This window comes from Gordonia sp. YC-XJ4 (genome assembly GCF_059511865.1).
In genome coordinates this window covers 1-23724 of record NZ_JCAMPF010000003.1, presented here as the reverse complement: position 1 = coordinate 23724, position 23724 = coordinate 1, and the positions used below count along the sequence as shown (strand labels likewise).

Sequence of the window (23724 nt, the reverse complement as noted above, 5' to 3'; positions counted from 1 at the left end):
AGTGCTCATCGCCTTTCCTCACCTTCGAGATCGATGTCAGTGCCCGGCGGGTGCGGCCAACTGTGGCCAGTCGACCGACAGCCCCGGCAAGGCCTTGTGGACCTGCTCGCCGACTGTGCGGGTGGTGTCATTGATCGCCTGACGGGCCGGGGCCGCGAGCGGACCCAGCGCCTCGATCGGTGCCTGCGCCTGCGCGGCGGTCCAGCCGACCGACACCTGCTGACCGGCGACCTGACCGGACACGTTGACGTCCCCGCGAGCGTTGACTACGTAGTCGACGTTGGTGCCGGGCAACCCCGCCGACGCGGCGGTCGGTGCGGGCAGGTGCACCTCGAACTGGTTGCCACCCGGGTTCGGCAACGGCGCCGCAGGCGTATCCGGTGCCCACGGGGCATCCGGCGCCTGCAAGTTCTTCCCCGGGTCACCCGTGCCGAGTGCCCAGCTGATCGCGGCACCGACGGTGCCGGCGGCGATCGCGCCGCCCAGCCCCGCCGCGAGCGCGGCCGCCAGGGTGATACCGACCCCGGTCGCGGCTCCGGCGGCGGCGCCGATCCCCAACCCGGGTAGCACGTTGACCGGTTGCGGGGGCAGCGCCGCACCCACACCGGCGCCGATCCCCGCACCGACGAGGGTGGAGATCGGGATGACCACCGCGCCGACGACGATCGCGGTCGCGGTGAACGCGATCGCACCGCCCGCGGCGCCACCAACGACGCCGCCGATGATCGCGGCCGCGGCCTGGCGGGTCGCCTCATCCTTCGGCACACCGATCGAGATGAGGAACCGGGCGATCTGGCTGGCGCCGTAGGCTTGCCAGTCGTTGAACGACACGACTGCGCGCGGGTTGTCGAGCACGATCTTGCGGAGCTCGGGTGGGAGGTCTTTGATCTTCCACTCGTAGTTGCCCAACGTGATGGTGTTCGGCTTCCATTGCGGGCGAGGCTGATCCGGAGTGGGCCGCGGGGCGTGCCATCCGCCTGCGGGCGGTCCGGGGTTGTACATGCCCGGATTCACCGTCCCCGACCCATTGCCGGTGGTGCCTGATCCGCCGGTGCCCCAGTTGTTCCCGGCCGGTGCCACCGTGGGCGTGTCCGTGGTGCCACCAGACGTGCCGCTCGTCGACGGTCCCGCCGGAGGCGCCGGCGCCAACCCCGGACTACCGGGACTGATGGGCCCCGGCGCCGGGGTCGTACCGCCCTGAGAGCCTCCTCCCCCACTTGTCGTGCCACCCTGAGTGCCACCCGTACCTGGCGCTGACGTCCCGCCCTGCTGATCACCCGTACCTGGTGTGGTGGTCCCGCCCTGCTCCGGCGCCGCCCACGCAGGCGCCGTACCCAGCCCCAACGTCAATGCGCCCGCCACCAGCACCGCCGCGCCGGTTCGTGACACCCCTAACGGATGGCCCGTCGCACCTCGACGGTGCCGCGCCCGCGTCTCGCTCGGCAAATACATCACTTATCTCCTATCGATTGCTTGCTCTGATCTGACTGCGCTGCAACAGAACTGCCCTGACGGCCGTCCTGCGTGGTGTGTCATGCGGGACGGTTCGTGGCGATCCATGTTTTCCCGCTGGTCTGGGTGGTTTGGATCAACTGGGAGAACACCGTCGGCGCGCCCCCATCCGGCGGCGTTTCTGTGAGCTGCACCGCGTACAGCCCACCGCCGCGGTCGGTGATCTCCAGGCAGTACGACGTCCCGACCGGTCGGCGATCGATGAACCCTTGCATCTCAACGGGATTCAAACCCGCGGACTTCGCCGTGAAAGACTGAGCAGCGCGAGCATCCCGCAACCGGTAGTAGGCGTAATTGAAGGCCTTGATCACCCCCGGCCCCGAGTTCTGATCACCGGCATCGCGCCCAGTAGTGACCGCCCCGATCGTCTCCGACGGGCAATCTTCCTTCGGCGCCGACGAGGGTGGCGCCGCACTCGAGGTGGCCGTCGGCATCGCTGTCGGTTGAGGGTCTGACCGGTCGCTCACGGCCGCCCACACTCCGGCTACCACCAGCACGCCCACCGCGACGATCACCGCGGCCGGAAGCCACCGTCGAACCCGCACACCATCTGCCCGGCGCGCACGTCGCGGCCGGCCCAGACTCGGAGCGGCCAGCGGCGGCGACGTCGAGTCGCCGCCCTCGAGCGAAACGTCCACGGGCGCGGGCTCGTCGACCTCGACGGGTGGCGCAAACTCATCCACGTCGACGTGAAGTGTGGTCAGCGGCGCCTCGTCCTCATCGACGCCCAGCCACCCCCACTCGTCGGCGGACGCCACGGGCGCACCATCCAGCGAGGCCTCAGATTCGTGTGGCGTACCGATGCGGCCCTGAGCGACCAGCTCATCAGCGAGCAGCTGCGCGGGCCGCGTGTCGTTGCCCTCCCACGCGGGCACGTCGGCGAACCATCCGGTCACCGGTGTGTTGTTGTGTGCCAACAAAAATCACCTCCACCTACGAGTTGGCATAAGAAACTCAGTCCCCGGTGTGTGGCCTGGCCTCGCGACGAGGCCAGGCCACACCCGGTCACTGATCAGCTGTGGTTGTCGCTGCGGAATCAGCCAAGGACGGGGCCGACGTCGACGACTCGGTCTCAGTGGTCGACGGCGGCGGTGACGGCTCGTCCACTGACGGCGACCCAGTAGTCGTGGCCGTCGTTGAAGGCGCTGAAGCACTCGTCGTGTCGGGGAGCGTCGGAACAACCGCCGCAGACGGCGGTAGCGTCGGATCAGCGGTGATCACCCCACCCTTCACCAGCGGATGGAACGTCTTACCCGCCAGATCAGCGGCGATCGCCGCGAACCACATCGCCGTATACAACGTGGCCGACAACCCCGCCGTCCGCTGCGACGCCTGCGTATACGAGCCGTGCTGTTGAGCGGTCTGCCAGTACCGCACCACATTCGACACATCGAGCAACTCCGAGTTGTCCGACACGTTCTGCTCGACCGCAGTGAACGCCTCATCCGCCCAACGGTTCGCCGTCGACGGCGGCACCAACTCCACCGTCGCCTCCAACGCCTTACCCGCCAACATCGCCAGCGCCGCGGGAGGATTCGCCAAACCCGTCGTCGCCAACGCAGTGATCGTCGCCGGAGTGAACACCTTCTGCGCCACCGTCACCGCCGCATTCAAGCCGATCGTGCCGACCTTCATCACCGCACTCAACGCCTCATCCATCGTCGGCAGCGGAGTACGCGGATCAGAAGCAGTCGCCAACCGCTGCGACAGAGACGTATTCGGCTGATACGACAAGTCTTCGACTGTCTCGCCCTGCACGTCTTCGTTGATCACCGGCACAGCCGTCTTCACCGTCGTCAACGCCAACGCCTCAGCCAACGACCCCAGCGTCTGGACCGGATCGTCCTGATCAAGTTTCGACTGGCCCACAATATTGGTCACCAGATGCGTGACCGGCGCATTCGACGGTGCATCACACGCCAAATCGCCCGCCGCGCAATTCGACAACACCCGCCCCGTGAGATCGCCGTAGTCCGACTGGGTGTCACGCTGCGGGGCGATCCCGCCACCAGACGGGTTGTTGGACGTGTCGACCGCCGGCAACTGCGTCAACGTCGACCCAGAGGTCCCCGGCGCCACCGAAGGCCGGGTCGCTCCACTCGTACCGGGGAACGGAGACGAACCCTCCGGCCGCGTCGGATCACCGAACAACGACACCGCTGCAACACGATCCGCCGGCACCGGGCCCTTACCCTGACCGATCTCGCGGGCCAACATCCCCAACCCCATCGCGCCCTGCGAATACCCCGTCAACGCGAACTTCGTGTCCGGGCACCGCGAGGCGACCTGGCTGATCATCGACTTCGTGCGACCGACAGCCTGAGTGACCGACTTATCGAACTCGACCTTCGACCCCGCCGTCGCACCACCAAACCCCGCCGGATACGGCACATACGCCCGCTGCACCACCGACCCGACCATCGTCATCATCGGCTTCATCACCGACGACAACATCCCCGCATCCAACGTCGGAGACGCATCAGACGACGACTGACCAGTCCCCTGCACACCAAGCACATACAGCTTCGGGCATCCCGAAGCAGCTTGCGCAGGTGGGGCGCAAACGAGCGTTCCGCACACAGCTGTTGCGATCCATATTGCTACGAGGGCGCCCGCCATTCGCGCGTGCTCCGCAAGACGATCGACACGCTTGCTCACACGTCCTCCTCATTCGTTGTAGGGAGACCGCTCACGGCGGCGAACAGCGAATGTGGGGATAGAACGCGTAAAGTACGACGCGTCCCCCTCATCGCGGCTTCTCGCCGTGCGGGTCGGACAAACACAGTGCTCACGGACCTGGCGTGGCTCAGGCGCCAACCAATTCGCCAGCCAGGTCCGTGGGACCTCTAGAAACTCACGACGGCCTCCCCAAAAAATGCGAGGCGCGCATGCTCCTGCCGGGCAGCAGAAGCATGCGCGCACGCAGCATTGAACAGAACCTGGCGATCACGGCCAAATGAGTTGGCAACTCACGCGCGTGCCCAGATTCGGTGGTGAGGTGCTGCAATGAAGCGCTCCCGCAAAGTCTCGTTGCATGACATGAAACCTGGCCGCGAGCACGCCGAGAAGGCGAGTCGGACCATACATGCGACCGGGACGAGTGGACAGTCACCGGGAGTAAACCTCTCCTAAGAGAGCGCAAAGAAGATGTAACCATGTCCGCATCCGACGTGCAAGCGTTTCCGCAGTCATCGTCATCCGCGATTCCCATGACCACTACCGTAGGGGGCGTGAACGGTAGGTGCAAGTATTTAGAGCAGTTATTTAGTAGCCCATGGCGGAAGTTTGATCGTGATCGATGAAAATGAAGATTGGAGCTGGGAGTCAACGGATCAGGAGAGGCACGTGCCGCGTGGCGGGAGTGTGGGGTTCAGTCCTGCCATCTTGCGGCGCTTGATGCAACGATCCGGTCTCACTACAGAGGATTTGGCCGATCAGCTCGGTCTATCTCGGCAGTCGGTGTCCGCGTGGCTTACCGGCAGGACAACACCTTCGCCGCCCTCGCTCTTGCGCATCGCGAAGGTGCTGAATGTAACCCCCGCTGACCTTACGCCCGGCGTTGCGCGCGGACTCACGTTGGCTGACATGCGGGTGAGGGCCGGGCTCACACAGAGCGCAGCTGCTGGAGAGGTTGGCCTTGCCCAAACTGTGCTCAGTCAGATTGAGCGAGGTAGGCGCGAGGTTCAGCCAGATACTGCCGACGACCTTGCTCGGCTTTATCGGCTTCCGGTCGAGGATGTGATCGAAGCTTGGGATCACAGTGTGTCGCGTAGGCGTGACGACCTGGCGGCGCGCCGACGCCATAGTCATTAAGAGCTAGTAATCAGTTCGGCGCAGAACGCCATGGGCCTCGGCCACGTCTGCGTGCTCTTTGTTGTCTCCTGGCGGACGCGCTCCGGCGCAGGACTGACACGGTTGCGTCAGTCCTGCGCTGGATGCGGTTCAATCACGCGGGCGCGAGAACGAGTGCTGCGTTATGTCCTCCCATTCCGAGTGAGGTCTTCAGGGTGAGGCCTTTCGTCATGGCGATGCGGCCGTCGATGAGTTGATCGACCGCAGGGGTCGCCACGTGCGGGCTCGCAGCGATTTCGCCGTGCTCGTAGCCGAGCAGCGCTGCGGCGAGTTCGGCGGCGCCGGCGGCGGCTTGGCAGTGTCCGACCAGCGGTTTGACCGCGTAGAGCTGAGCGCTCGGCACCATCGTGCGAGCAATGGTGCCCTCGGCTGCGTCGCACTGCCGCGTGCCCGGTCCATGGGCGTTCATGTACGCGATGTCAGCGCCGACGACGCCAGCGGCTGCCAGTGCCTCGTCGACGCACCGTCGTACATGTGTCAGCTCGGGATCGACGGAGGTGACGTGGTAGGCGTCGTGGCTCATCGCGCCGCCGAGCACTGTGGCGTACGCGCCGGTGCTGCGTTGCCGGGTCAACAGCGTGGCGACGGCTGCCTCGCCGAAGGTGAAGCCCCGTGAGCCTTCCTGGAACGGTCGGCATGCGTTGAGTGGGTCGGTGTCGGTAATCGCCACGCCCAACTGGACGAACATCCGCACCACTTCGGGGGTGGCCGACAGGTCTGTCGACACTACGAGCACATCGTCGACGATGTTGCTGTCGAGCCAGGACTTGGCGGTGATGATCGCTGCCGATCCTGAGGTGCACATGGCCGACACATTCATCGCGGGGCCATGAAACCCGTACTCCGCCATGAGAAGTGATACCGGTGTCGATGGTGTCACCGACAGGTACTGTCGACCGGTAAACGCCGATGCCCCGCCGGGCGCCACCATCGGGTACATGTCGAGATCGCCAAGCACACACGCGTGAACCAGGCCCACACGTGGCCCTGGTGTCCACCCCCGCGCAAAGGCGTCGGTGATGGCTTCACGGGCCGCCGCACGCATGGCTCGCGCAAACCGGGTGGCCCCGTCCTCGGCGGAGCCGCCGTCAGGAACACGGACGATCCAGCCCGGATCATCGGTACTAGCACCGAATGAAGGTTGCAGCGTCGCGGCAGGCTTTCCAGAGGTGAGGCCGTCCCACAGGGCCTTGGTTCCCCAGCCGTATCCGGTGACGGTACCGAGGCCGGCGATACGTGCTTCATCAACTGCGATTGCGTTCATTGTAGTGAATTCTCCCGTTCGAAAGGGTAGGTGGTAGCCCGGTCGATCGACCGGACTGCATCTAACGATCCCTCACTCCAAACGCGGATAAGCAGGAGTAATCCGACAGATCGGACCTCGATGACGGATAGTGACGAAGTCGGGATAATGCTGATCAAGTAGATTCAGGCGAGCGAACCTGCTCCACAGAAAGACCACAGAAAGCGCAGCAGTTATGGCCGGTAAGAAAACCCCGGGGATTCCGCATGCGCCGCATCAACCACATTCTTCGACCATTCCTCCCGATAATGGTGTGGCTGATCGATACCAGCTACTCCTCGAGCTGAGTCCGGACGCGATCGCTGTGCATCAGGAGGGGGTGGTGGTCTGGGTCAATGCCGCGGCATTACGGTTCGCTCGCGTCGAACGGTATGACGAGATGGTGGGCAAGCCCATCACCGACTACGTGCATCCTGATTCGTTGCCGGCGATGCTTGACCGACTCCTCACCATGGGCGAGGAAGACGGCGCATACTCCGGGCCGGACGATGTGGTCATGCGCGATAGCCGGGGCACTCCACGGCACATGCAGGTCACCTCGGTCCGCACTACCTGGGACAATGCTCCTGCCTACCAGGTGATCTTGCGCGACATCACCCCGCTACGCCGCCAAGCCGCGCTGATCGACCACGTCAGCGACGCGGTGATCTCGGTGTCGGAGGACGGAATTGTTCGGACCTGGAACCCGGCGGCAACCACGCTATACGGCATCGCCGGTACCGAGGTTATCGGTACCCCGCTGAGCGATCTTTCGGTTGTAGATGATGCTCATAGCCCACTCGATATTCTCGGCGTGGGCGGAATCGTTGACTCCATTCACCATCGTGCAGATACCGGGACCGCCTTCGCAGTACGCCAATCCGTCACCCGTCTTGACGACGGCTACTTGATCGTTGTGCGGCCGCTCCAGACCCCGTTGGTGCGGCGCTTGGGGACGGTGCTCGCATCACTACATCAGGCAGTCATCCTCGTTCAGGACGGTCCTGAAGGGAGTCGCATCGAGCTGGCCAACCCGGCGGCCGTCGCGCTGCTCAGACTAGACGCGCACGCCATACCGGGCGTCCCACTCAGTTCGCTTCCGTTGGACTTCGCTCATGGTCTCTCCCCGATCGTCCGATGCCTGCAGGAGGGGGTTGCGTTCAACGATGTTCTGGTACCGGCATCTGGCGGTCATCCCCAATGGTTCTCGTGCAGTGGCCGGCGGGTCGACTCAGATGAGGACGCCGCCATCGTGCTCGTCTCAATTCTTGACGTCACCGAACACCAGCAAGAAGTCCACGACCTGGCGTGGCAAGCGGCACATGATCATCTGACCGGCCTATTCAACCGTGCTGGCCTCATCACCCACATCAGCAATGTCCTGGCTGCCATCGCATTAGACGAGCAGATCGCGGTGTACTACCTCGACCTCGACGGCTTCAAATCGATCAACGACTCTCGCGGACACATGATTGGGGACGAAATCCTACGCATCGTGTCTAAACGCCTCAACCACGCTCTCAGTGAGACCGGCATCGTCGGCCGGATCGGTGGCGATGAATTCGTCATATGTGCGCGGTTCGACGACGCGGACAGCGACCCCGTCACCGCGGTGCTCGAACTGATCCAAGATGTGGTCAGCGAGCCGATCGAGCTCTACGGCAAGGTTGAACATGTCTCCACCAGCATCGGTGTGGCAACCGCTCGCGGCGTCGACCAGACAAACGCAGAGGCCCTGCTGACCGACGCCGACATGGCCCTCTACGAAGCACGAAATGCCGCTCGACACTACGGATTCTATACATCGGATGAGGACCATACATCGATCGTCAGCGAAACGCGTCAGCGGTCCAGCCGGCGCGCAGCCACCAGTCGCGATGCGGTGCCTCTCCAGTATCAGCCCATCGTTCGGCCAGCTGGTGGCGAACTTGTCGCACTGGAGGCGATCGCGGTCGAGCACGCGGATCGCGCCAATGGGGAAACAGTCCGCGTCCACATAACCGGTAGCTCGGTATTTCACGCCGCGGCCGCCGATTTCGCCAGCGACCGATGGCCCCCGGCCGCGGGCCTAGAGATCACCGCCTCGCGCGGCGAACTCATGCACGATGGCTACCTCAGCCACCTTGACCACGCGATCGCCAGCCAGATCGACCCCAACCGTCTCCGCATCAGCATCCCCGAGGCAATGCTCATGGCCTCCGGCACCCCTCTATTGGACATGCTGCGTGAAATCCGAACTCGGGGTATCGGCGTAGCCCTCGACAGTTTCGGCGTAGGAATGTCCAGCCTCGCCGCCATTCACCGCCTACCTATCACCGCGATCAAGATCGACGGGCTGGTCATCCACGACCTGCACACCGACCACTACGCCCAACGAACCGTTGCTCATACCATCGACATGGCACACGACCTGGGACTGACTACGACCGCCAAAGGCGTTACCCGCCAAGAACAAGCGAACATACTGGCTGAGTTGGGATGCGACCTCGCGCAGGGCTCCTACTACGGTCAGCCGCAGCTACTCGCCCGCTGATCATCCCCACGGGCCTGAGCCTGGCACCGTGACCGGGTGCGGCTTGAACAGCACAAGCTTGTGCGGTGGCATCGGTGGCCACGCAAAAGACTCAGTGAAGACACAGATTCTCGGCCCGTCGGCGAGCACCCCGCGGACGATGCTCCAATCTGCATCGGCTGGCTCCATGCATTCAGGTTCGGGCTGTACAAGACACCACTCGTCAAGGGCGCGTACCGCTTTCAGCGGCCACCACCGTCCTGTGCTATCGATGTGGCAGGACGGCGGTCGTAGGCGAGTCGCGTCACCGCGGGACAGGCCAGTGCGGCGCATGACCTCATCGGTCGAGACGCCAGCCCGCACGGCGACGGTGTAAGCGAGCCATTCAAGCTTCTGCGGCGTAACCTCACCTGCCGGTACCCGCGGAAACTCCCGTGCGCTTTCGGTCATAGCGCGACGGTACCGCATATGGTACGAACGCTACGTGGCGCTGAGTCTTCGCGTCTGGTCTCCCTCTTCTCACCTTTCCTGTCCTGTGATTCGATCGAAGGCGCGCATGCTTACGCTCATCGGGCCGCTCGGCTCATTGCTCCGGGTACATCACCTGAACTGCGGCGATGTCGCCATGCCGGGTCTCACCGCCGTGACTCACGTCCTCGCGTGTGAATACCAGCACGGCATCGTCATGGTCGACGTAGGCATAGGTCGCCGCGATGCCCAACATCCATTCCGGCGCATCGGACTCAGCGGTCGCCTGATGTACCCACACTTGCAGCAACAGCGACCGGCCGTCCAGCAACTGAACGACCTGGGATTAGACCCAGCTCACACCGTCGCCATCGTGGCCACGCATCTGGACTTCGACCACATGGGTGGTGTTGCCGATTTCCCCCTTTCAACACCGGTCCTAGTTGCCGCAGACGAACAGGCAGCCGCCAACGCGCGCAGCACTGTTCGCGAGCGTATGCGTTACCGGCCTGCGCACCTCGCCGAGCTCGCACACCGTGCTCGATCCGTCGAACTCACCGACGCGACCACTCTTCCCGTGGGTCTTGCTGGTATCCCTCTCGATGACCAGGAGACGCTGTGGCTACTACCCCTCCATGGGCACACTCGCGGCCACTGCGCCGTCGGAATCCGTACCAGCCAGGGATGGCTCATTCATGCTGGCGACGCGTTCTTCAGCCGTGCAAGTGTCGACCGGAGGGCTCACCGAGGTGTTCAGCACCACATAGCGTCCGGCCTCGAACAGCTGATGGCAATGAATCGGCGCGTACTTGCCGATAACCATCGCGCGCTGCGCTTGGCGGCAGCAGATGCCGTTGTCATCTGCTCACACGATAAGCAGCAGTTTAGGAAGATGACACAGGCGCGTTTATGAACTGAGAATGGGAATTCCTACCACGTTGGGTGGAACGCCTGGAGGTCATCTTCTTCGTCTGGGGTAACTATCAGTAGCCCATTCCCGGGTTCCGATGAGTCGGCCGGAACGATCGTCACGGAGATTAAGTGAGGTGCTCCATCATCGAATCGTACAACAGCTGAGAACGTTACTCGCTCACCGTTCTTCGCGCGTTCAAGCTGCATGAAGTAGAGTGCCTCATCGTCCCAGCGAGCGTTTTGCCGCTCCCACACCTCGAGCGGACCAGGAGGAGTGGTGTACCACTCCAACACAATCCCGGTCGCAAAATTGACGTGACCACAGCCATTGGTCCCGTCGTCCCCGGCAAACGCGCGGATCGCTGCGCGAGCGGTCTGGCGGTCCCACCCACGCCATCCAGTCGGTTCGTGATGATCACTGATGTCGTGGATGACTCCACGGATCGCATATGAACCGTCGACTTTGACAGCACGCATCGTCAAGTAGACGCGCAGCAACTCGCCATCGGTGCGAACAATATCGATCTCATCATCAAACGTTTCGCGATCAGGGACGGCGCCCTCCATGATCCCTGCGACCCAAGGTCCCAGGAGGTGCTCGTTTGGGTAGTTCTGATAATGCTTGAACACCTCCGCGCTCACCCTTGTTTCCGCGGGCGGATCATACCCAAGGATGACTCCGTCAGTAACCGGATCGTGGTAGGTGATGGGATCTTGGTGCGCGCCCAGATCGCGAGGGTCCCAAAGCATTGTGCCGATCGTCCGTGAAGCAGACGGCAATGGAGTTTCAACGGGCCCGACCCACACCTTCACGGCGTACGTGCCGGGATCTCGCCGCGGACCGATTACAGGCTCCGCAACCAGCCTCAGGCCGTCGTGAACACGCACCACTGGGCTCACCACTCCAGTTGTCTTCATGTCGAGTGCAAGGCTGTTCAGGGATGTAGCGAGCGAGGATGCTCGGTCCCCACCGGTCTTGAGTCGATTGAGGAGTCCAAAGCTACGTGGTCGACCGCCATCAAAAATAATCGTGCGGTCGTCGCCCATCGTCTCCACAATCACCCACCCCGACTGCGCGTTCTTCCTCGCCATCGTGTCCCTCCCAAGACCTGTTCTCACGGGTGCATATGAGATCCTCATTATCTCATGCCCGACATGGTCGGGGTGATCTGCAACCGACGTGAGTAATGGAGACCTCTGCGGACGGAGACGCAAAAATGCTGATCGTAGTAGCGATCACCGCCGTCCTGGCAGTTCTATCCACCTATCTCGTAGCAGTATTCGTGGCCAGCAGTCTTCGCTATGCGCGCTACCGTCCGCAGGCCGGCGATCTCCGGGTGAGGCTCGCGTCGGGAAAGTTGTTCACGACACCTGAGCCCCGGCCGTCGGCGCTGAAGGGGCCGCGCGGCTTCGCGGTCTTTGAGCCGACGACGACTCGAGCTGAGATCCGGCGACATATTTCTGACGACGACAAACCCGCGATGATCCAAGTCTTCGACGACGGCAGATGGAGCGACCTCAGCTTGATCCGGTTCTAGATGTTGCTACCAGCGAGTTCTCGTAGCCGGTGCTCCTCTTGGGCGCGTACTGAAAACTTGCAGCTGCGGGCGTGTCGCTACACGCCCACCATTACCTGATACAGGAAAATGCTCACATGGCCAGACCCCCCTCGCCGCGCAAGCGTGGTCGTCCGTCTAAGGGCGATCGCGACGCATTCCTCGTTCGCCCCCCTGCTGAGTTAGGACGGCTGATCAGGGAAAACGCGGAGGATTGGTCAGATCTCAATGAGTATCTGACGTGGCTACTGGCCAACGCACTGGACCGTCCCGACCTGGGGCCGGCGCAACAGGAGGTACTGCCTTTGCGCACTACCGCATGACCCACAACTAAAACGAACGCCCCTCCGGCGGGCACCGGCGGGGCGTTCGTCTGAAGTTTGAGGGGACGAGTTGGCACCTCGTTCCCCGAGACCCCGAAGGGACAGTCTTGGGCGACTGGTCTCAGGGTAGCGCGTACCCGTGGGACGGCGCTACTGCTGATTGCGTGTCGGATCACGATTCTGACACTTTCACCGCGGTGAGTCGGTGGGCGGAGCTGTATCGGCTTCTGCTGGCACCGGCTACTGAGGGCTACGCTTTGCGTGCTGTGCCTGGTCAGGCCCCGGTGCGTGAATCCTCTGGTGATCCGGCCGAGCTGATCGCACAGGCCGAGCATGTCGGCGCCGGCAAGGCTGTGTGGGCGATCGTCGCCCCACTGCGCCCGGATTTGCTGGTGATCGACCTCGATCACTGCGCCGATCTTGTCCTGCGCCCCATCCTCGACAGCGTGGACGACGCGGCCGCCCAGGTCGCCTACCTCGCCGCTTCCGGTTCCGAGGATTCGGTGCATGTGGTGATCGCCTGCCCCACCGGAGCGTCACGCGCGTATCTCCTCGACCGCATCCACACCATCCGCGCCACTGAGCGCCTGTCCCCGACCGCTTTGGACATCCGTACTGCTACCCAGTTCCTCCGACTCCCCGGGTCGGCACCGCTCAAGCCTGACGGTGGGTGGTGTTATCCGATCGAGGAGACCGGGCAGCGGATGACCGCACCCGCAGCGACCCGCCGCGCGCATCGCGCGGTCCTCGAGCTACCGACCGCACTGGCCGGCCTGCCGGCGGTCACCTCCACCGATCGCACCCGTCCACCGACCGCATCAACCGGGTCGTCGCCGAGCGTGGCTGCTGCCCGCGACACGGAGAGCGCGAGCACCATGTCGCCGGCACAGATGGATGAGGACCTCGACGTCGACGCAGGGTCGCCGAGCGCCGACGCGCTCGAGCAACCGTGTGCGTGGCGACCACGCAAGCCGTTCACCGCCCGGCAGTGGGCGATCCTGCATCACACCCCGACTGAGGGTCATCGCTCGCACGCGGCGACCGCCGCGGCGTGGGTGCTGTGGCAGTACGGCATCCGCAGCTGGCGCCGCGCCGCCGGCTGGTACCGCAGTTCGCCGGCCTTTGTGAAGTTCGCGCAGCGGGACGACGGCGGCCGCGGCCACTGGGAAACCATCAAAGCCCGCGCCACCGCGCACCGTCCGGCCGATCCGGCCGGCGACGACCTGATCCGCACGGTGCTGGCCGAGATCTCCTGCTGGGACGACGCCGACCTGGTCGCCGCCGCGGTCGCCTGCATCACCCACCGCTTCTCCGACGGCCACGGTGTCGATAACCGGCCGATCGCCTGGCGCGACATGGCGCTCTGGCTCAACATCAGCCACACCGCCGCCGGCCGCCGACTCCACGGCCTCATCGACCGCGGACTCCTCCACATCACCACACCCCACGACCGAGCGACCGCACCCCACGCAGCCACCTGCTACAGCCTGCGCACCCCACCCGAGATTTACCGTACGGATCTGCACCATGACGTCACACAGGGAGGGGAAACCCAAGGGGGCGGCATCCTGCACCCGGTCTGGGGAACCCTCACCCACACCGCCCACCGGCTGTGGTCCCACCTCTCCCCCACCACCAGCCTGCCCACGTCCGCCCTTGCCCAAGCCGCCGGCCTACCCCCCGGGACCACCACCCACGGAGCACTCCGAGTGCTCCGTGAGCTGGAGAAACACGGTTTAGCCACCCGAGAGGGCCAAGGCCGGGCGACACGCTGGCTCAGGGGCTCTCAGAGCCTCACAAAAGCCGCCGCGGCATGCGGAGCCGACACCCACCACCACGAGCTCCACACGATCATCACCGGCGAACGAACAGCCTGGCATGCACCGACCGTTCGGAGAAGTAAGAGCCTTCATGCTCGCCTGAGGGCTTACCGGCGACAGCAGAACCGTCCTAGGCAGCGTGTGCCCGAAGAGACGGGCGCTACGCCGCAGCTGCCTCTTGTGTTCGGCTCGGCTAAGGCTCCCCCGCAATCCCGCCGGACACAGACGCACCCGCGGCGTTCCAGACCCCCTGGCCGTGGCCCCACCTAGGGGGCTCTATCGCAGTGACATCATGCGGTAAATACCGCTGGATGTTCTGCGGGTATGCGCTCAATGCAGCGATACCGCTTGACGTCTTTACATTATGACCGCTAGCGGTCTATCCCGCACTACCGCTATACATAATTACCCCGCTACCTCTATACATTAATACCGCATGACCTCTTGACATATTGATCGCACTACCGGACTATGGCATTACCGCCTGCGGTATCGGGGTAGTGCGGTATTCACATCAACCGAGCGGAAGTGAGTTGGCTATGCCCGTGATCACCTCAGCGAATACGAAAGGTGGGGTCGGGAAGACGACCACCGCCATGTATCTCGCAGACGCCTACACCCGCGCGGGACGTGACGTGACCGTCGTTGACCTGGACAAACAAGGCTCAGCGTCGGCCTGGGCTGACAAGGCGGCCGACCGCGGCGATCCGCTCGGCTTCAAGGTGGAAGTTTCCAATACCAAGCGACTCGCGCGAGTCGCGGAGGCAAAGGGCGCTGACCACGTCCTCATCGTCGACACGCCACCAGGGGACAGCGCAGTACTTCAAGGCGCTATCGACGCCTCCGACTTCGTCATCATCCCGGTCTCTCCGAGTGAGCTAGACACCGATCGTGTCTGGGAGACCATCCCAACAGTGCGCGAAGACCAGCTCTACGGAGTGTTGGTCACCTCCGCGGTGCTCAACTCCACCCTCCTCAGAGACGTACTCGAGGTGCTGGACGCGAACGAGACCAGTCGATTCAAGACCATCGTGCCTTTCAAGCAGGCCTACCGAAAGTCTGTTGCCTACAGGCCCCACCGCGACGGCGCATACGCAGACGTCATGGCTGAGATCGAGGCCGCGCTATGAGCGGCGGCGGCATCCGCCGCAAACCCAGCGACCTCGGCCCGAGGCAGCCCAAACCCGCCGCAACCCGCGTCGCGGACACCTTCGTCACACCGTCGTCGAAGCAATCCCAGCTCACGATCCGCATTGATGCCGACGTGCACAAGAGGTTCAAGATCGCGACAACACGCGAGGACCTATCCATGGGTGAGGTCGTCGAGACCAAGATTCGCGAGTGGCTCAGCGAGCACGAGTAGCCCCAATGCGTCAAACCTGGATACCGCAAGACCGCAGTACCGCACGAGGTCTTGCGGTATCTCGCTAGGGTCTGAGACCACCGGTTCAATGCTCACACGAGAAAACAAGAAAACAGAAGATCGGCCTGACGATGGTTGAAGCATCGCCAGGCCGCTGACCACAGATAGGAGCTGTGATCAATGTCCGATGGTACTCAGCCGGTACAGGCCCAGTGGGCAACTCGGCGCCCACGGGTGCAGGTGATTCTTGCTGCGGTGCTCAGTGTGATCGTCGCGGCAGCGGCGTTCGCGTTGAGTTTCTCTGCACTGGCGGATCTTGCACGGATGACTGGCATTTTTCCCGAGCCGCTGCCCGCCCTGCTGCCGATTGTGATTGATGTGTTCATGATCCAGGCAAGTTACTCGCTGGTCGTCGCGACTGCGGCCGGCGACCAGGGGAGCAGGCACTACCACTGGTGCATCCTCGCCGTGAGCTCGAGCGTGTCGATCGTGCTCAACTGCTACCACGCCTGGGTCGCCAGCGGCCAAGCTCTGCCAGCCGCGGTTTCAGCGGGAATTGCCAGCATCCCGCCGCTGGCCTTGCTCGCCAGCACGCACGGGCTCATCGTGCACCTGTCGACCTCACCCACTGCGACTTCCCGTGCATCGCATGCACAATCGCAGGTCAACGCCCCGAGTAGCGAGGAAGGCGAGGGTGCGCCGGAGCATGACGCTCCACGCTCAGGGCACGGCCCTGACGACTCGGTGCACCACGTGCACCAGTCAGCGAGGCCGACGGTATCGGAGGTGGTGATCACTGACGCGCACCTTGCCCAGGCGAGGCTCCTCAAGAGCACTGCACGCCTGACCAAGACTGAACGCGATGTCGCGACTGTTCTGGCTCTCCACGATGCTGACTACAGCCCCCGCGAGATCGAGGCCGCCCTGCCGGGCATCGGCCATCGCACCACGATTGCGCGGTGGCTACAGACCGCCGATGATCTCCGATCCACCGATGGGTTGGAGACCGCGGCTGAGCCCATCGGGGATCACGACGGCGGCGCCACCGACGACTGGACACTGACACCTGCGTGAACCCGGCCCGGTAGGGGTGGGAAAGTGGCAGGCGTCCCGACGTCACGTGTCGTCGGAGTCGGCCGCGAGCACGCGTGTGGGCGACGGCGAGAATTGCCCATCCGCGTGCATGGTTCCGCCGAGGCGGAAGTCTGGGCGGGGATAGGGGGATGGGTGACGGTCACGTCGACACAGACGAGGTTGATCGGGGTCGGTTCGGACCACACGCATCCGCCGCGGCCCTCACGGTCGTCGTCGAAGATGAACCGTTGGCCAAGTGGCCCGGCCACTTGAAATTGTCGCCGGCGAACTCGGTGACCTCGCCGTCGTGCCCAACGATCCGGATCACCTCGGATTGGAGCGGATACCTGTACCAGTGCCCATGTCTCGCATGGTAAAGGGCCTGGACCTCACGGCACGACGACGTAAGCGCCGTATCCGTAGCCCTGAAGCCCCCGAAGAGGTGCCTTCCGAGCGTAGGGGACCACGGAGAATTCAACGACGCCTGAGCCAGTGGGGATGTCACGGACGATCCTCTGGCCCGGTCGGGCGCCGAGAGTAGCGGGGACGAGGGTTTCCTTCATAAACGCGGTGGCACTGGTGTAGGTGACGCCGAAAAGCACCCCGCAGTGCGGATCACGCGCCCAGTCGCGACCTGTCCCGGTGAAGCCGTGCGAGGTCAACGTCACTCGCACGAGCCCTCGCCGGGGTGAGGTGAGCCCCACGTTGACCGCTCCGTGGCAGTATGCCCGATCACCGAACGCCCCGAAGTCGTTGCCGGTCGTGGTGATCCGAGCCAACTGGGGAGCAGCCGAGGCCGGGCCAGCTCCAACCATGCCGACTGTCCACGTGCTGGCGAGCACCATACCTGCGGCGAGAAGCATCGTCCGCATCGAGCGGCGGTGGGTGCGTGGCATCTTCATGATTGTCAGACTCCGATCTTTCGTGGCGGTGTTAGCGCGCAGCGACTTCCCCGCACGCCACGGACAAACCCATCCGCGAACGAGGAACACCAACCAGGCGCCAACCAAGGGTTCTCTGGGAGCCTAACCGGGAAAGCGCCGCCGCACACCCGCCTCAACGAACGGAAAACTCAACTCCGCTTCGCTGCGCTGCCGCCCTCGCTTCACTCGGTTGCCATGACACACCTGTGGTTGCCGAAGTGTGGGTACTCACCAAGCGGGGAAGCGAAGGCAGCGAATCTTCGGCAGTCAGTCCTGGTCCGGTCCTCACTCGTGAAACACACATTGCATTACTAAGCTTCTAAGGTTAGTATGGTTGGTGTGAGAAGCGGTCATACTTGTTGCCCGCCAAACCCATTCGAGGATTCTTTAGCCTGGGGGAGAGGATGAACGACACGATGATCGCCGGACAGCTGGACTTGCTCGCGATGGCGGCCGAGGACGCCCGCCTGGCCACCGAATCGGCCGTCGGGGTGCCCAGCTTGTACAGCTTGCGATGCTCTCGGCCGCGGGATTACCTTGCAGCCTTTGATGAGTGGAAAGACACCTACGGCCAGTTCGGGTCGATTTACTATTCGCACGCCTGGCGACCGGCGATGTGCGGACCGGGGCACGATGACACGACCGAATGCGCCCCGGCCATCCTGGAGGCCGACACCTCCTGTGACCACGACCATCGCGATCACTGCTCCTGCGTAGGAGCGCGAGACATCCTGTGGCGCAGCGTCTGTCGGCACTGCGGCCACCACACCCCCATCGTCGACGACGAAGACCATGCCGTCGTGCACGGCCTCGATCACGCCTACCCGGGATGGCGCGAGCAAGTGGTGGTGTCCTCGCCGCCACCCCAGGACGGCAGCCGCGCCAGCGAGAAGGCCTACCAGCGGTGGGTGGGCGAGGTCGCCGACCTCTACGGCGCCCACTCCGAGGGCTGGCCAGTCATCACTGACCGTCGTAACCCGCACGGTCTGCGGTCGGTGCCGCGCCGATCCCCATGGAACGGATACGACGTCGCCGTCGCCATCCTCGACCGCTACCCACCCGCTCACTGAAAGGGGCTCCGCCATGCGCGTGTCTGACTTCTCCCGCCATCTTCTGCAAGAGATCGAGGGCTACCTCGACGCCCACCACATGATCAGTGGCGTCAACCGTGCACAGCGCGCCCAGGCCGCCCAGGCACTCATCGACCGTTTCCCGCCCCAGGCCCCCTACGACCACGGCTACCTGATGCGACTGCGTGAAGTTGCCGCCACGCCCCGGCGGCCGGCATGACCCTGGCCTTGGCTGCCGAGGAACTGACCCTCCTACGCGAACTCGTCGACGACGTCGCCTGGCTGATCGGCAGCCCGCAGTGGGCCACCGGCCACTGGTCGGCAGGGGACGGCGGTGGCAGCAACCCCAGCAGCTGCGCCGACCCGCACTCCGGATTCCGCTACAAGTACACAGCCACCCGCATCGAGGGACAGTGGTACACCCGCCGTGTCGCCGCGACATGGCCCTGCATCCTCGCTGACCCCCGCGTGGCCGGGCAACCCTCTCGCTACCACCACGACGACCCCTACCTGCACGTTCGGATCACCTATCGACGCCTCACACAGTGGGCGACCTCGCTGCCTGCACCGATCCGCTACCGAGCCGCCCATCACTTCGCCGGACAAGGTGCCACCAGCCGCGCCTTGCGCGCCGTCGCCCGCGACGCGCTCGCCCCCGGCTCCACCACAGCGCCGGGGCGGCAACTCTCCCTGTTCTGACACAGCAGGCCTTACCAACGCGCAGCGGTCCATGCTGCGGCACCACTGATTTACGATGACGGATAGCAGGAGGGGGAGAGAAGTGTCACGAACCAGCTCGGAGGAGTGCAGGCGCATTCCCGATGTCACCTTCGTCGACATGCTGGCCGCCCTGTTCGAGTACGCACCACCGCCGCCGGGAGAGGCTGGCTGGACGGGAGTGCAGGTGTGTGAGCGCGCCCGCCGTCGCCGGCGGCGGCTCTCAGAAACCGGGCTGAGTATGGTCCGTCGCGGCATCATCGCCACCCCGGCATGGGACATCGTCGTCACGCTGGCCGACATCTTCGGCGTCAGGGTCGACTTCTTTACCCTCGACTACCACCACTGCCACGCTCACGCGTCCATGCGCGACCGTGTTCTCCTGGCGCGCAACGACTATCCCCACCTTCTCCACCTCGCCGCCAGCCTCCAGCAGCTCCCCCCGGAATACCGCGACACCCTCCTCACGCTCGTCGACGTCCTCGCCGCTCCTGCCGCCAGCACGCACGGACCTCACGACTACTAGGGCCCAGGCCGAGTACGACCGCCCGACATTGCATGAGAACACGTGTTCGACTACATTGGCCGACGTGGATGAGGTGCAACATGGGCTGGGGCAACACCCCACGGGAAGGCCATGTGTGCCTCATCCCACCATCTTTCACGCCACACTCCGGCCCGCTGCACACCGCGGATGGGTGCTCGATTCCCCGACGCACTGCGCCCACGGACACCAGTTAAGCAGGGGAGGAGCGCTCGTCGGCTGGGACAACCGCGTCCCCGCGCCCGCCTTATGCTGGACATGCCGCCAGTGCGGACATGTCACCTGGGCGCACGACCCCAACCGGGATCTCCGAGACGCCAGCAGACGGGACCAGCGCCATGAGTGAACCCAATAATCCTGGGGGACTGGCGGATCACCGCCGCCCGCGACGCAACCGCGTTTCCCTGGCAGAACTGACCCTCATCGTCCGGCCCGCCGGACGGCCGGGCGACATCCAGGCCTTCACCGAACTCGAGCGGGCCGACGCGGACGCGTACGCCGCCCAGCACGATTGCGTCGTTGACACTCTGCCCCACTAGCCGAAGTGCGCCCGACCGGGCTCAGGTGGGGGAGTCCGAGAGGCGGGCGATGCCGGCGTCGAACTCCTCGCGGGTCATCTCCCGTACCGGCCGACACCACTGGGACCACAAGGTTTCCGGTTCCCAGCCCCGCGAATTCGGCTTCTGAATACCAGTGCTCGCGTCCGGGGCGGGGAGCTGCCCAGTCCAATCCCACATCCTTGCGGTATCTCGACTCACCCCGCATACCACCGCGATATCACTAATCGTCAGGAGACGTCGCCGCGGCGGCTTACGGCGGTCAGGATTCGGTGCCACACCGCCACGCTAACCCACGAAGGCTAGTAACGCCAAGCGGTGCACTCACCGCGCGGTAGGCTCGTCTACAGCCTCAAAACCGTAGCGGCGCAAGAGGTTATCGAGTACTTCCGGGTATGAAAGGGTGGCATACTCAGGTGTCAGCGTCACCTTCAGGTACCCGCCGTCCCGGTGCTCGACGTGCTCGACGCTGTGGGGGAGCGGTCCTTGAGGTCGAACTCCCATGCGGTGACCTCGTCCAGTACTTGCTGGTGCACGCGTTTCGCATCAGCCCACACTCGCGTGGTCTGGGCGGCGTGTGCCTGGCGGGTGGCGGATCGGATGGACTGGGGGAGTGGAGGTCATGAGGACTGGTCGCTTTCGCTTGCCGAATGATGATCATGGTGTCGGCGCAGGGCTCGACGGCGCCGTAGATGTAGTCCAAAGCCGCTGGCTGAACGCGACCTCGTCCAGGCCGCGGCCGATGCCGAAGGGCTCAGTCTGTCGGCGTGGATCCGCGATCACTCGCTCGCGGCGGCAAGGCGTGCCCGCCGGCGGCGGGGCGATCACTGAACCCCACTCGCTCACCTACTCCGTCGTCGCTGGCGGAATCATCGGCCTGTTCCTCGAGCCACGATTGCGGTAGAGCCCACGTTTCCCCATCGAGCACTGTCGTCATGGCCTCAGTCTTGCTGCGGGGTGTGACATTCATCGATTTGGCGAAGGGGGATGTCGGCCGCAGGAGTAGTATGCCGTTGACGGTATATCGCGTTCGCGATATACTTCCGGGGTGGGTCATGATGAGGTCTGGTCGATCGAGCTAAGCGACGAGGTCGATGTGTGGCTGCAAGGGCTTGCCCCCAAGCCTGCAGCACAGGCAATCCGTGCCCTTGATCTGCTCGCTGAACATGGTGCGGCCCTACGGATGCCGCACAGTCGTAAGCTCTCAGAAAAGTTGTGGGAGCTGAGGTTTCGTTGTGATCAGGTGAACCAGAGGATCACTTACACGATCGAACCAGAGAAGCGGATCATCACGCTCACCACATTCCGCAAACAGCGCAACAATGAACGTCGAGAAGTACAGCGAGCACGCAACGTTCTACGCCGACACCACGACCACCAAGGAGAGCAATCATGAGCGACTACCAGCAGCGCCGCACCGAGATTGTGGCCGACCTCAGCCCCGACGAGCGGGCGGTGTTCAACGAGGCCTATGCCGCAGCGGCTCTGGCGATGGAACTCGCCCAAACCGTCTACCACGCGCGGAAAACAGCGGGACTCACCCAGACCGAACTTGCCCGCCGCATGGGCACGACACAGTCAGCCATCGCCGCGATCGAATCGGGCGCGCGTACCCCCACTGTCGACCTCCTCGAACGACTCGCCCGCGCGTGCGGGCAGCGCCTCACCATCAGTATCGACGCCGCCTGATCACCATGACATCGAAGACTGTACGGAATTACCTCGATGCTGCTGCTCGCGTATCGGAGATGGACGATGCGGAGCTGGCCCGCTGGTATGCCGAAGCTGCCCGGGACTACACAACGCTGTCGCTGTGGGCCAGATTCGATCGCCAGGGAGAGACCACCGAAACCGCCTGGCGGATGCGACGTGAGTGGTGCGAGGCCGCCGCTGACCTGTTCGTCGCGATCGAACACAGAATCGCTGCCGACACGCGGATCACCGGAATAGGGCTCCTTGGCGAGGTGTACTGCCGCGACACTCCGTGACCCCCGGCCCGCCGTCGGATCACCAGGTGACAACACCCGCTCGCGCTCGCGCAGGGGCCACGTCAAACTCCGTGTGCTGGTTGGTCGGTCGTACGGTAGTCCCGGTCACTGTCAGGGCAGGTAGCCGGCGTCGGTGAGAGCGGCGTCAAGGACTTCCCGATACGGGTGACCGGTGATATCCGCGACCGATCGCAACAGCGCTGCAGTCGGCAACGCTCGTATCCCGCGATGGCGCCATGCGCTGATCGTCTGTGGCGAGGCATTCACCGTTCGTGCGAATGCTGCTTCCCGAACCCCGTACTTCTCGAGGTGTGCATCAATGATCGACATCAGCTGCGGCATGCATGTATTCTAGCCACAGAATGCAACTATCGGTAGTCATTCCTCCACTTACGGTAGATTCATTTATCAACTGTTAGTTGACATAATATTAGTTATCGGCGAAATCTGTTGCAGCGCAACGTTTTTCGTCACAGGTGTCAAAACTTCAGGGTATCCTGTTGATTGCCAGCCGAGTTGGCGAATTGTCGGTCTAGTTGGTGAAAGTTGCCAATGTAGTTGGCGCAGCGTTTGGTATGCCGCCAATCCACCTGTGTGTTCACCAGCCCACTTACCTTGTGAGAGCGCGCACGTCGACCAAGTGTGACCGATCGGGGGCCCGCGGCGTCCACCCACGCCCGGCGACTTCCGCGTGTCCTCCGGCCACGCGCTCCGACCAGCCCTGCACCTCGTACTCGCTTCGCTCGCAGCAGAACTGGTCTCCGGCACGCCGGACTCTTCGGGGTGGACACCCCACCCTCGACCGGTCCCCACGTCTCCGACGTCCGCCACCCCGGCAGGCCCAACCAACGGAGGCAACCATGACCGAGTACCGCATTCCCGACCACCTCGCCGCCGAACTGATCGACCTCGTCGAGGCCGCCGACGTGAACGCCGCTGAACGCACCGCCGCCGACTACGCCGGCAACAACCAGCGGGTCAACGAACTCGACGAACGCGAAGACGACATCTTCGCCGGCATCGCCGACACTGCCCGCTCGATCGCCACACACCTCAGAACCCAGCACTAGACACCACCCCGATCGCCGGCACCCAGTCACCCGCGGTGCCGGCGATCCGGCGTCCCTCCCGGACGAGGTGTGTACGTCAATGCGGCGTCTCAACGAGATGGAGCGCCTACCGGCGCACAGATAACAGCTCCTTTGGCCAGGTGCCTACTCACCTTTACTTGTCTCACACGTCCTCTCAGTG

At 64.0% G+C, this 23724-nt stretch carries 26 protein-coding genes; 18 read left to right on the top strand and 8 right to left on the bottom strand.

The window, feature by feature from the left end; translation table 11 throughout:
- Positions 1–36: 36 nt before the first annotated feature.
- Positions 37–1002, bottom strand: coding sequence for a hypothetical protein (locus AC5ZH6_RS29225; RefSeq protein ID WP_496169756.1), 966 nt, complete (start codon positions 1000–1002; stop codon positions 37–39).
- On the opposite strand from AC5ZH6_RS29225, the gene AC5ZH6_RS29220 reads away from it, so the two are divergent.
- Positions 1001–1201 carry a hypothetical protein gene (locus AC5ZH6_RS29220; RefSeq protein WP_496169755.1) on the top strand — a complete coding sequence of 67 codons (201 nt, stop codon included), beginning with the start codon at positions 1001–1003 and terminating at the stop codon, positions 1199–1201. The genes AC5ZH6_RS29225 and AC5ZH6_RS29220 overlap by 2 nt on opposite strands.
- Positions 1202–1532: 331 nt before the next feature.
- On the opposite strand, the gene AC5ZH6_RS29215 is transcribed toward AC5ZH6_RS29220, so the two are convergent.
- Positions 1533–2429 (bottom strand): DUF8176 domain-containing protein, encoded by an 897-nt coding sequence (locus AC5ZH6_RS29215; RefSeq protein WP_496169753.1) that lies wholly within the window; start codon positions 2427–2429, stop codon positions 1533–1535.
- 88 nt (positions 2430–2517) lie between these two features.
- A complete protein-coding gene (locus AC5ZH6_RS29210; RefSeq protein ID WP_496169751.1) occupies positions 2518–4020 on the bottom strand; it encodes a cutinase family protein in 1503 nt (500 codons plus the stop codon).
- 783 nt (positions 4021–4803) lie between these two features.
- Between AC5ZH6_RS29210 and AC5ZH6_RS29205 the strand changes: the two genes are divergently transcribed.
- Positions 4804–5325: a helix-turn-helix transcriptional regulator gene (locus AC5ZH6_RS29205; RefSeq protein WP_496169749.1), complete on the top strand. Its 522-nt coding sequence runs from the start codon at positions 4804–4806 to the stop codon at positions 5323–5325.
- 133 nt (positions 5326–5458) lie between these two features.
- Here the strand turns inward: AC5ZH6_RS29205 and AC5ZH6_RS29200 are convergent, their stop codons facing one another.
- Positions 5459–6628, bottom strand: a complete 1170-nt coding sequence (locus AC5ZH6_RS29200) for a beta-ketoacyl synthase N-terminal-like domain-containing protein (RefSeq protein WP_496169748.1) — start codon at positions 6626–6628, stop codon at positions 5459–5461.
- Positions 6629–6842: 214 nt separating this feature from the next.
- Between AC5ZH6_RS29200 and AC5ZH6_RS29195 the strand changes: the two genes are divergently transcribed.
- The gene (locus tag AC5ZH6_RS29195; protein ID WP_496169746.1) at positions 6843–9179 is read left to right on the top strand and encodes a putative bifunctional diguanylate cyclase/phosphodiesterase; all 2337 of its coding nucleotides are present in this window, start codon (positions 6843–6845) and stop codon (positions 9177–9179) included.
- 562 nt (positions 9180–9741) lie between these two features.
- Here AC5ZH6_RS29195 and AC5ZH6_RS29190 read toward each other — a convergent pair.
- Complete coding sequence (locus tag AC5ZH6_RS29190; RefSeq protein WP_496169774.1) at positions 9742–9957, bottom strand: hypothetical protein; 216 nt, start codon at positions 9955–9957, stop codon at positions 9742–9744.
- Here AC5ZH6_RS29190 and AC5ZH6_RS29185 point away from each other — a divergent pair.
- Positions 9859–10539 (top strand): MBL fold metallo-hydrolase, encoded by a 681-nt coding sequence (locus AC5ZH6_RS29185; protein ID WP_496169773.1) that lies wholly within the window; start codon positions 9859–9861, stop codon positions 10537–10539. The genes AC5ZH6_RS29190 and AC5ZH6_RS29185 overlap by 99 nt on opposite strands.
- A gap of 17 nt (positions 10540–10556) precedes the next feature.
- Here AC5ZH6_RS29185 and AC5ZH6_RS29180 read toward each other — a convergent pair whose 3' ends face one another.
- On the bottom strand, positions 10557–11630 hold the full coding sequence (locus tag AC5ZH6_RS29180; RefSeq protein ID WP_496169745.1) for a GAF domain-containing protein: 1074 nt from the start codon (positions 11628–11630) through the stop codon (positions 10557–10559).
- 95 nt (positions 11631–11725) lie between these two features.
- On the opposite strand from AC5ZH6_RS29180, the gene AC5ZH6_RS29175 reads away from it, so the two are divergent.
- The 5 genes from AC5ZH6_RS29175 to AC5ZH6_RS29155 all read left to right on the top strand — a co-directional run bounded on the left by AC5ZH6_RS29175 (position 11726) and on the right by AC5ZH6_RS29155 (position 16674).
- Complete coding sequence (locus AC5ZH6_RS29175) at positions 11726–12076, top strand: hypothetical protein (RefSeq protein ID WP_496169744.1); 351 nt, start codon at positions 11726–11728, stop codon at positions 12074–12076.
- A gap of 625 nt (positions 12077–12701) precedes the next feature.
- The gene (locus AC5ZH6_RS29170) at positions 12702–14507 is read left to right on the top strand and encodes a hypothetical protein (protein WP_496169743.1); all 1806 of its coding nucleotides are present in this window, start codon (positions 12702–12704) and stop codon (positions 14505–14507) included.
- Between the two features lie 269 nt (positions 14508–14776).
- The gene (locus AC5ZH6_RS29165) at positions 14777–15367 is read left to right on the top strand and encodes an AAA family ATPase (protein WP_496169742.1); all 591 of its coding nucleotides are present in this window, start codon (positions 14777–14779) and stop codon (positions 15365–15367) included.
- Positions 15364–15600, top strand: a complete 237-nt coding sequence (locus AC5ZH6_RS29160; RefSeq protein WP_496169741.1) for a plasmid partition protein ParG — start codon at positions 15364–15366, stop codon at positions 15598–15600. The genes AC5ZH6_RS29165 and AC5ZH6_RS29160 overlap by 4 nt, the downstream gene beginning before the upstream one ends.
- A 255-nt stretch (positions 15601–15855) precedes the next feature.
- Positions 15856–16674: a DUF2637 domain-containing protein gene (locus tag AC5ZH6_RS29155; protein ID WP_496169740.1), complete on the top strand. Its 819-nt coding sequence runs from the start codon at positions 15856–15858 to the stop codon at positions 16672–16674.
- Positions 16675–17063: 389 nt separating this feature from the next.
- Here AC5ZH6_RS29155 and AC5ZH6_RS29150 read toward each other — a convergent pair whose 3' ends face one another.
- Positions 17064–17570 (bottom strand): enoyl-CoA hydratase, encoded by a 507-nt coding sequence (locus tag AC5ZH6_RS29150; protein ID WP_496169739.1) that lies wholly within the window; start codon positions 17568–17570, stop codon positions 17064–17066.
- A gap of 431 nt (positions 17571–18001) precedes the next feature.
- On the opposite strand from AC5ZH6_RS29150, the gene AC5ZH6_RS29145 reads away from it, so the two are divergent.
- From AC5ZH6_RS29145 to AC5ZH6_RS29110, 8 genes are all read left to right on the top strand, one after another.
- Positions 18002–18667, top strand: a complete 666-nt coding sequence (locus AC5ZH6_RS29145; protein ID WP_496169737.1) for a DUF6349 family protein — start codon at positions 18002–18004, stop codon at positions 18665–18667.
- A gap of 13 nt (positions 18668–18680) precedes the next feature.
- Positions 18681–18887, top strand: a complete 207-nt coding sequence (locus AC5ZH6_RS29140) for a hypothetical protein (protein ID WP_496169736.1) — start codon at positions 18681–18683, stop codon at positions 18885–18887.
- Positions 18884–19366, top strand: coding sequence for a hypothetical protein (locus AC5ZH6_RS29135; RefSeq protein WP_496169734.1), 483 nt, complete (start codon positions 18884–18886; stop codon positions 19364–19366). The genes AC5ZH6_RS29140 and AC5ZH6_RS29135 overlap by 4 nt, the downstream gene beginning before the upstream one ends.
- 82 nt (positions 19367–19448) lie before the next feature.
- Positions 19449–19910, top strand: a complete 462-nt coding sequence (locus AC5ZH6_RS29130; protein ID WP_496169733.1) for a hypothetical protein — start codon at positions 19449–19451, stop codon at positions 19908–19910.
- Between the two features lie 356 nt (positions 19911–20266).
- Positions 20267–20467 carry a hypothetical protein gene (locus AC5ZH6_RS29125; RefSeq protein WP_496169732.1) on the top strand — a complete coding sequence of 67 codons (201 nt, stop codon included), beginning with the start codon at positions 20267–20269 and terminating at the stop codon, positions 20465–20467.
- A gap of 1066 nt (positions 20468–21533) precedes the next feature.
- The gene (locus AC5ZH6_RS29120; RefSeq protein WP_496169730.1) at positions 21534–21881 is read left to right on the top strand and encodes a type II toxin-antitoxin system RelE/ParE family toxin; all 348 of its coding nucleotides are present in this window, start codon (positions 21534–21536) and stop codon (positions 21879–21881) included.
- Entirely contained in the window at positions 21878–22174 is a 297-nt protein-coding gene (locus AC5ZH6_RS29115; protein ID WP_496169729.1) for a helix-turn-helix domain-containing protein, read from the top strand. The genes AC5ZH6_RS29120 and AC5ZH6_RS29115 overlap by 4 nt, the downstream gene beginning before the upstream one ends.
- Positions 22175–22233: 59 nt before the next feature.
- Positions 22234–22473 (top strand): hypothetical protein, encoded by a 240-nt coding sequence (locus AC5ZH6_RS29110; protein ID WP_496169728.1) that lies wholly within the window; start codon positions 22234–22236, stop codon positions 22471–22473.
- 111 nt (positions 22474–22584) lie between these two features.
- Here the strand turns inward: AC5ZH6_RS29110 and AC5ZH6_RS29105 are convergent, their stop codons facing one another.
- The gene (locus AC5ZH6_RS29105; protein WP_496169726.1) at positions 22585–22815 is read right to left on the bottom strand and encodes an XRE family transcriptional regulator; all 231 of its coding nucleotides are present in this window, start codon (positions 22813–22815) and stop codon (positions 22585–22587) included.
- 518 nt (positions 22816–23333) lie between these two features.
- Here AC5ZH6_RS29105 and AC5ZH6_RS29100 point away from each other — a divergent pair.
- Entirely contained in the window at positions 23334–23543 is a 210-nt protein-coding gene (locus tag AC5ZH6_RS29100; protein WP_496169725.1) for a hypothetical protein, read from the top strand.
- Positions 23544–23724 lie beyond the last annotated feature (181 nt).

What these genes read in the sequence shown, in the direction of transcription:
- AC5ZH6_RS29220 (WP_496169755.1), top strand. Translation starts at nt 1,001, where the DNA reads ATGCCCGGATTCACCGTCCCCGACCCATTGCCGGTGGTGCCTGATCCG.
- AC5ZH6_RS29225 (WP_496169756.1), bottom strand. Translation starts at nt 1,002, where the DNA reads ATGTACAACCCCGGACCGCCCGCAGGCGGATGGCACGCCCCGCGGCCC.
- AC5ZH6_RS29200 (WP_496169748.1), bottom strand. Translation starts at nt 6,628, where the DNA reads ATGAACGCAATCGCAGTTGATGAAGCACGTATCGCCGGCCTCGGTACC.
- AC5ZH6_RS29195 (WP_496169746.1), top strand. Translation starts at nt 6,843, where the DNA reads ATGGCCGGTAAGAAAACCCCGGGGATTCCGCATGCGCCGCATCAACCA.
- AC5ZH6_RS29180 (WP_496169745.1), bottom strand. Translation starts at nt 11,630, where the DNA reads ATGGCGAGGAAGAACGCGCAGTCGGGGTGGGTGATTGTGGAGACGATG.
- AC5ZH6_RS29175 (WP_496169744.1), top strand. Translation starts at nt 11,726, where the DNA reads ATGGAGACCTCTGCGGACGGAGACGCAAAAATGCTGATCGTAGTAGCG.
- AC5ZH6_RS29165 (WP_496169742.1), top strand. Translation starts at nt 14,777, where the DNA reads ATGCCCGTGATCACCTCAGCGAATACGAAAGGTGGGGTCGGGAAGACG.
- AC5ZH6_RS29160 (WP_496169741.1), top strand. Translation starts at nt 15,364, where the DNA reads ATGAGCGGCGGCGGCATCCGCCGCAAACCCAGCGACCTCGGCCCGAGG.
- AC5ZH6_RS29150 (WP_496169739.1), bottom strand. Translation starts at nt 17,570, where the DNA reads ATGCCACGCACCCACCGCCGCTCGATGCGGACGATGCTTCTCGCCGCA.
- AC5ZH6_RS29145 (WP_496169737.1), top strand. Translation starts at nt 18,002, where the DNA reads ATGAACGACACGATGATCGCCGGACAGCTGGACTTGCTCGCGATGGCG.
- AC5ZH6_RS29140 (WP_496169736.1), top strand. Translation starts at nt 18,681, where the DNA reads ATGCGCGTGTCTGACTTCTCCCGCCATCTTCTGCAAGAGATCGAGGGC.
- AC5ZH6_RS29135 (WP_496169734.1), top strand. Translation starts at nt 18,884, where the DNA reads ATGACCCTGGCCTTGGCTGCCGAGGAACTGACCCTCCTACGCGAACTC.
- AC5ZH6_RS29125 (WP_496169732.1), top strand. Translation starts at nt 20,267, where the DNA reads ATGAGTGAACCCAATAATCCTGGGGGACTGGCGGATCACCGCCGCCCG.
- AC5ZH6_RS29115 (WP_496169729.1), top strand. Translation starts at nt 21,878, where the DNA reads ATGAGCGACTACCAGCAGCGCCGCACCGAGATTGTGGCCGACCTCAGC.
- AC5ZH6_RS29110 (WP_496169728.1), top strand. Translation starts at nt 22,234, where the DNA reads ATGGACGATGCGGAGCTGGCCCGCTGGTATGCCGAAGCTGCCCGGGAC.
- AC5ZH6_RS29105 (WP_496169726.1), bottom strand. Translation starts at nt 22,815, where the DNA reads ATGCCGCAGCTGATGTCGATCATTGATGCACACCTCGAGAAGTACGGG.
- AC5ZH6_RS29100 (WP_496169725.1), top strand. Translation starts at nt 23,334, where the DNA reads ATGACCGAGTACCGCATTCCCGACCACCTCGCCGCCGAACTGATCGAC.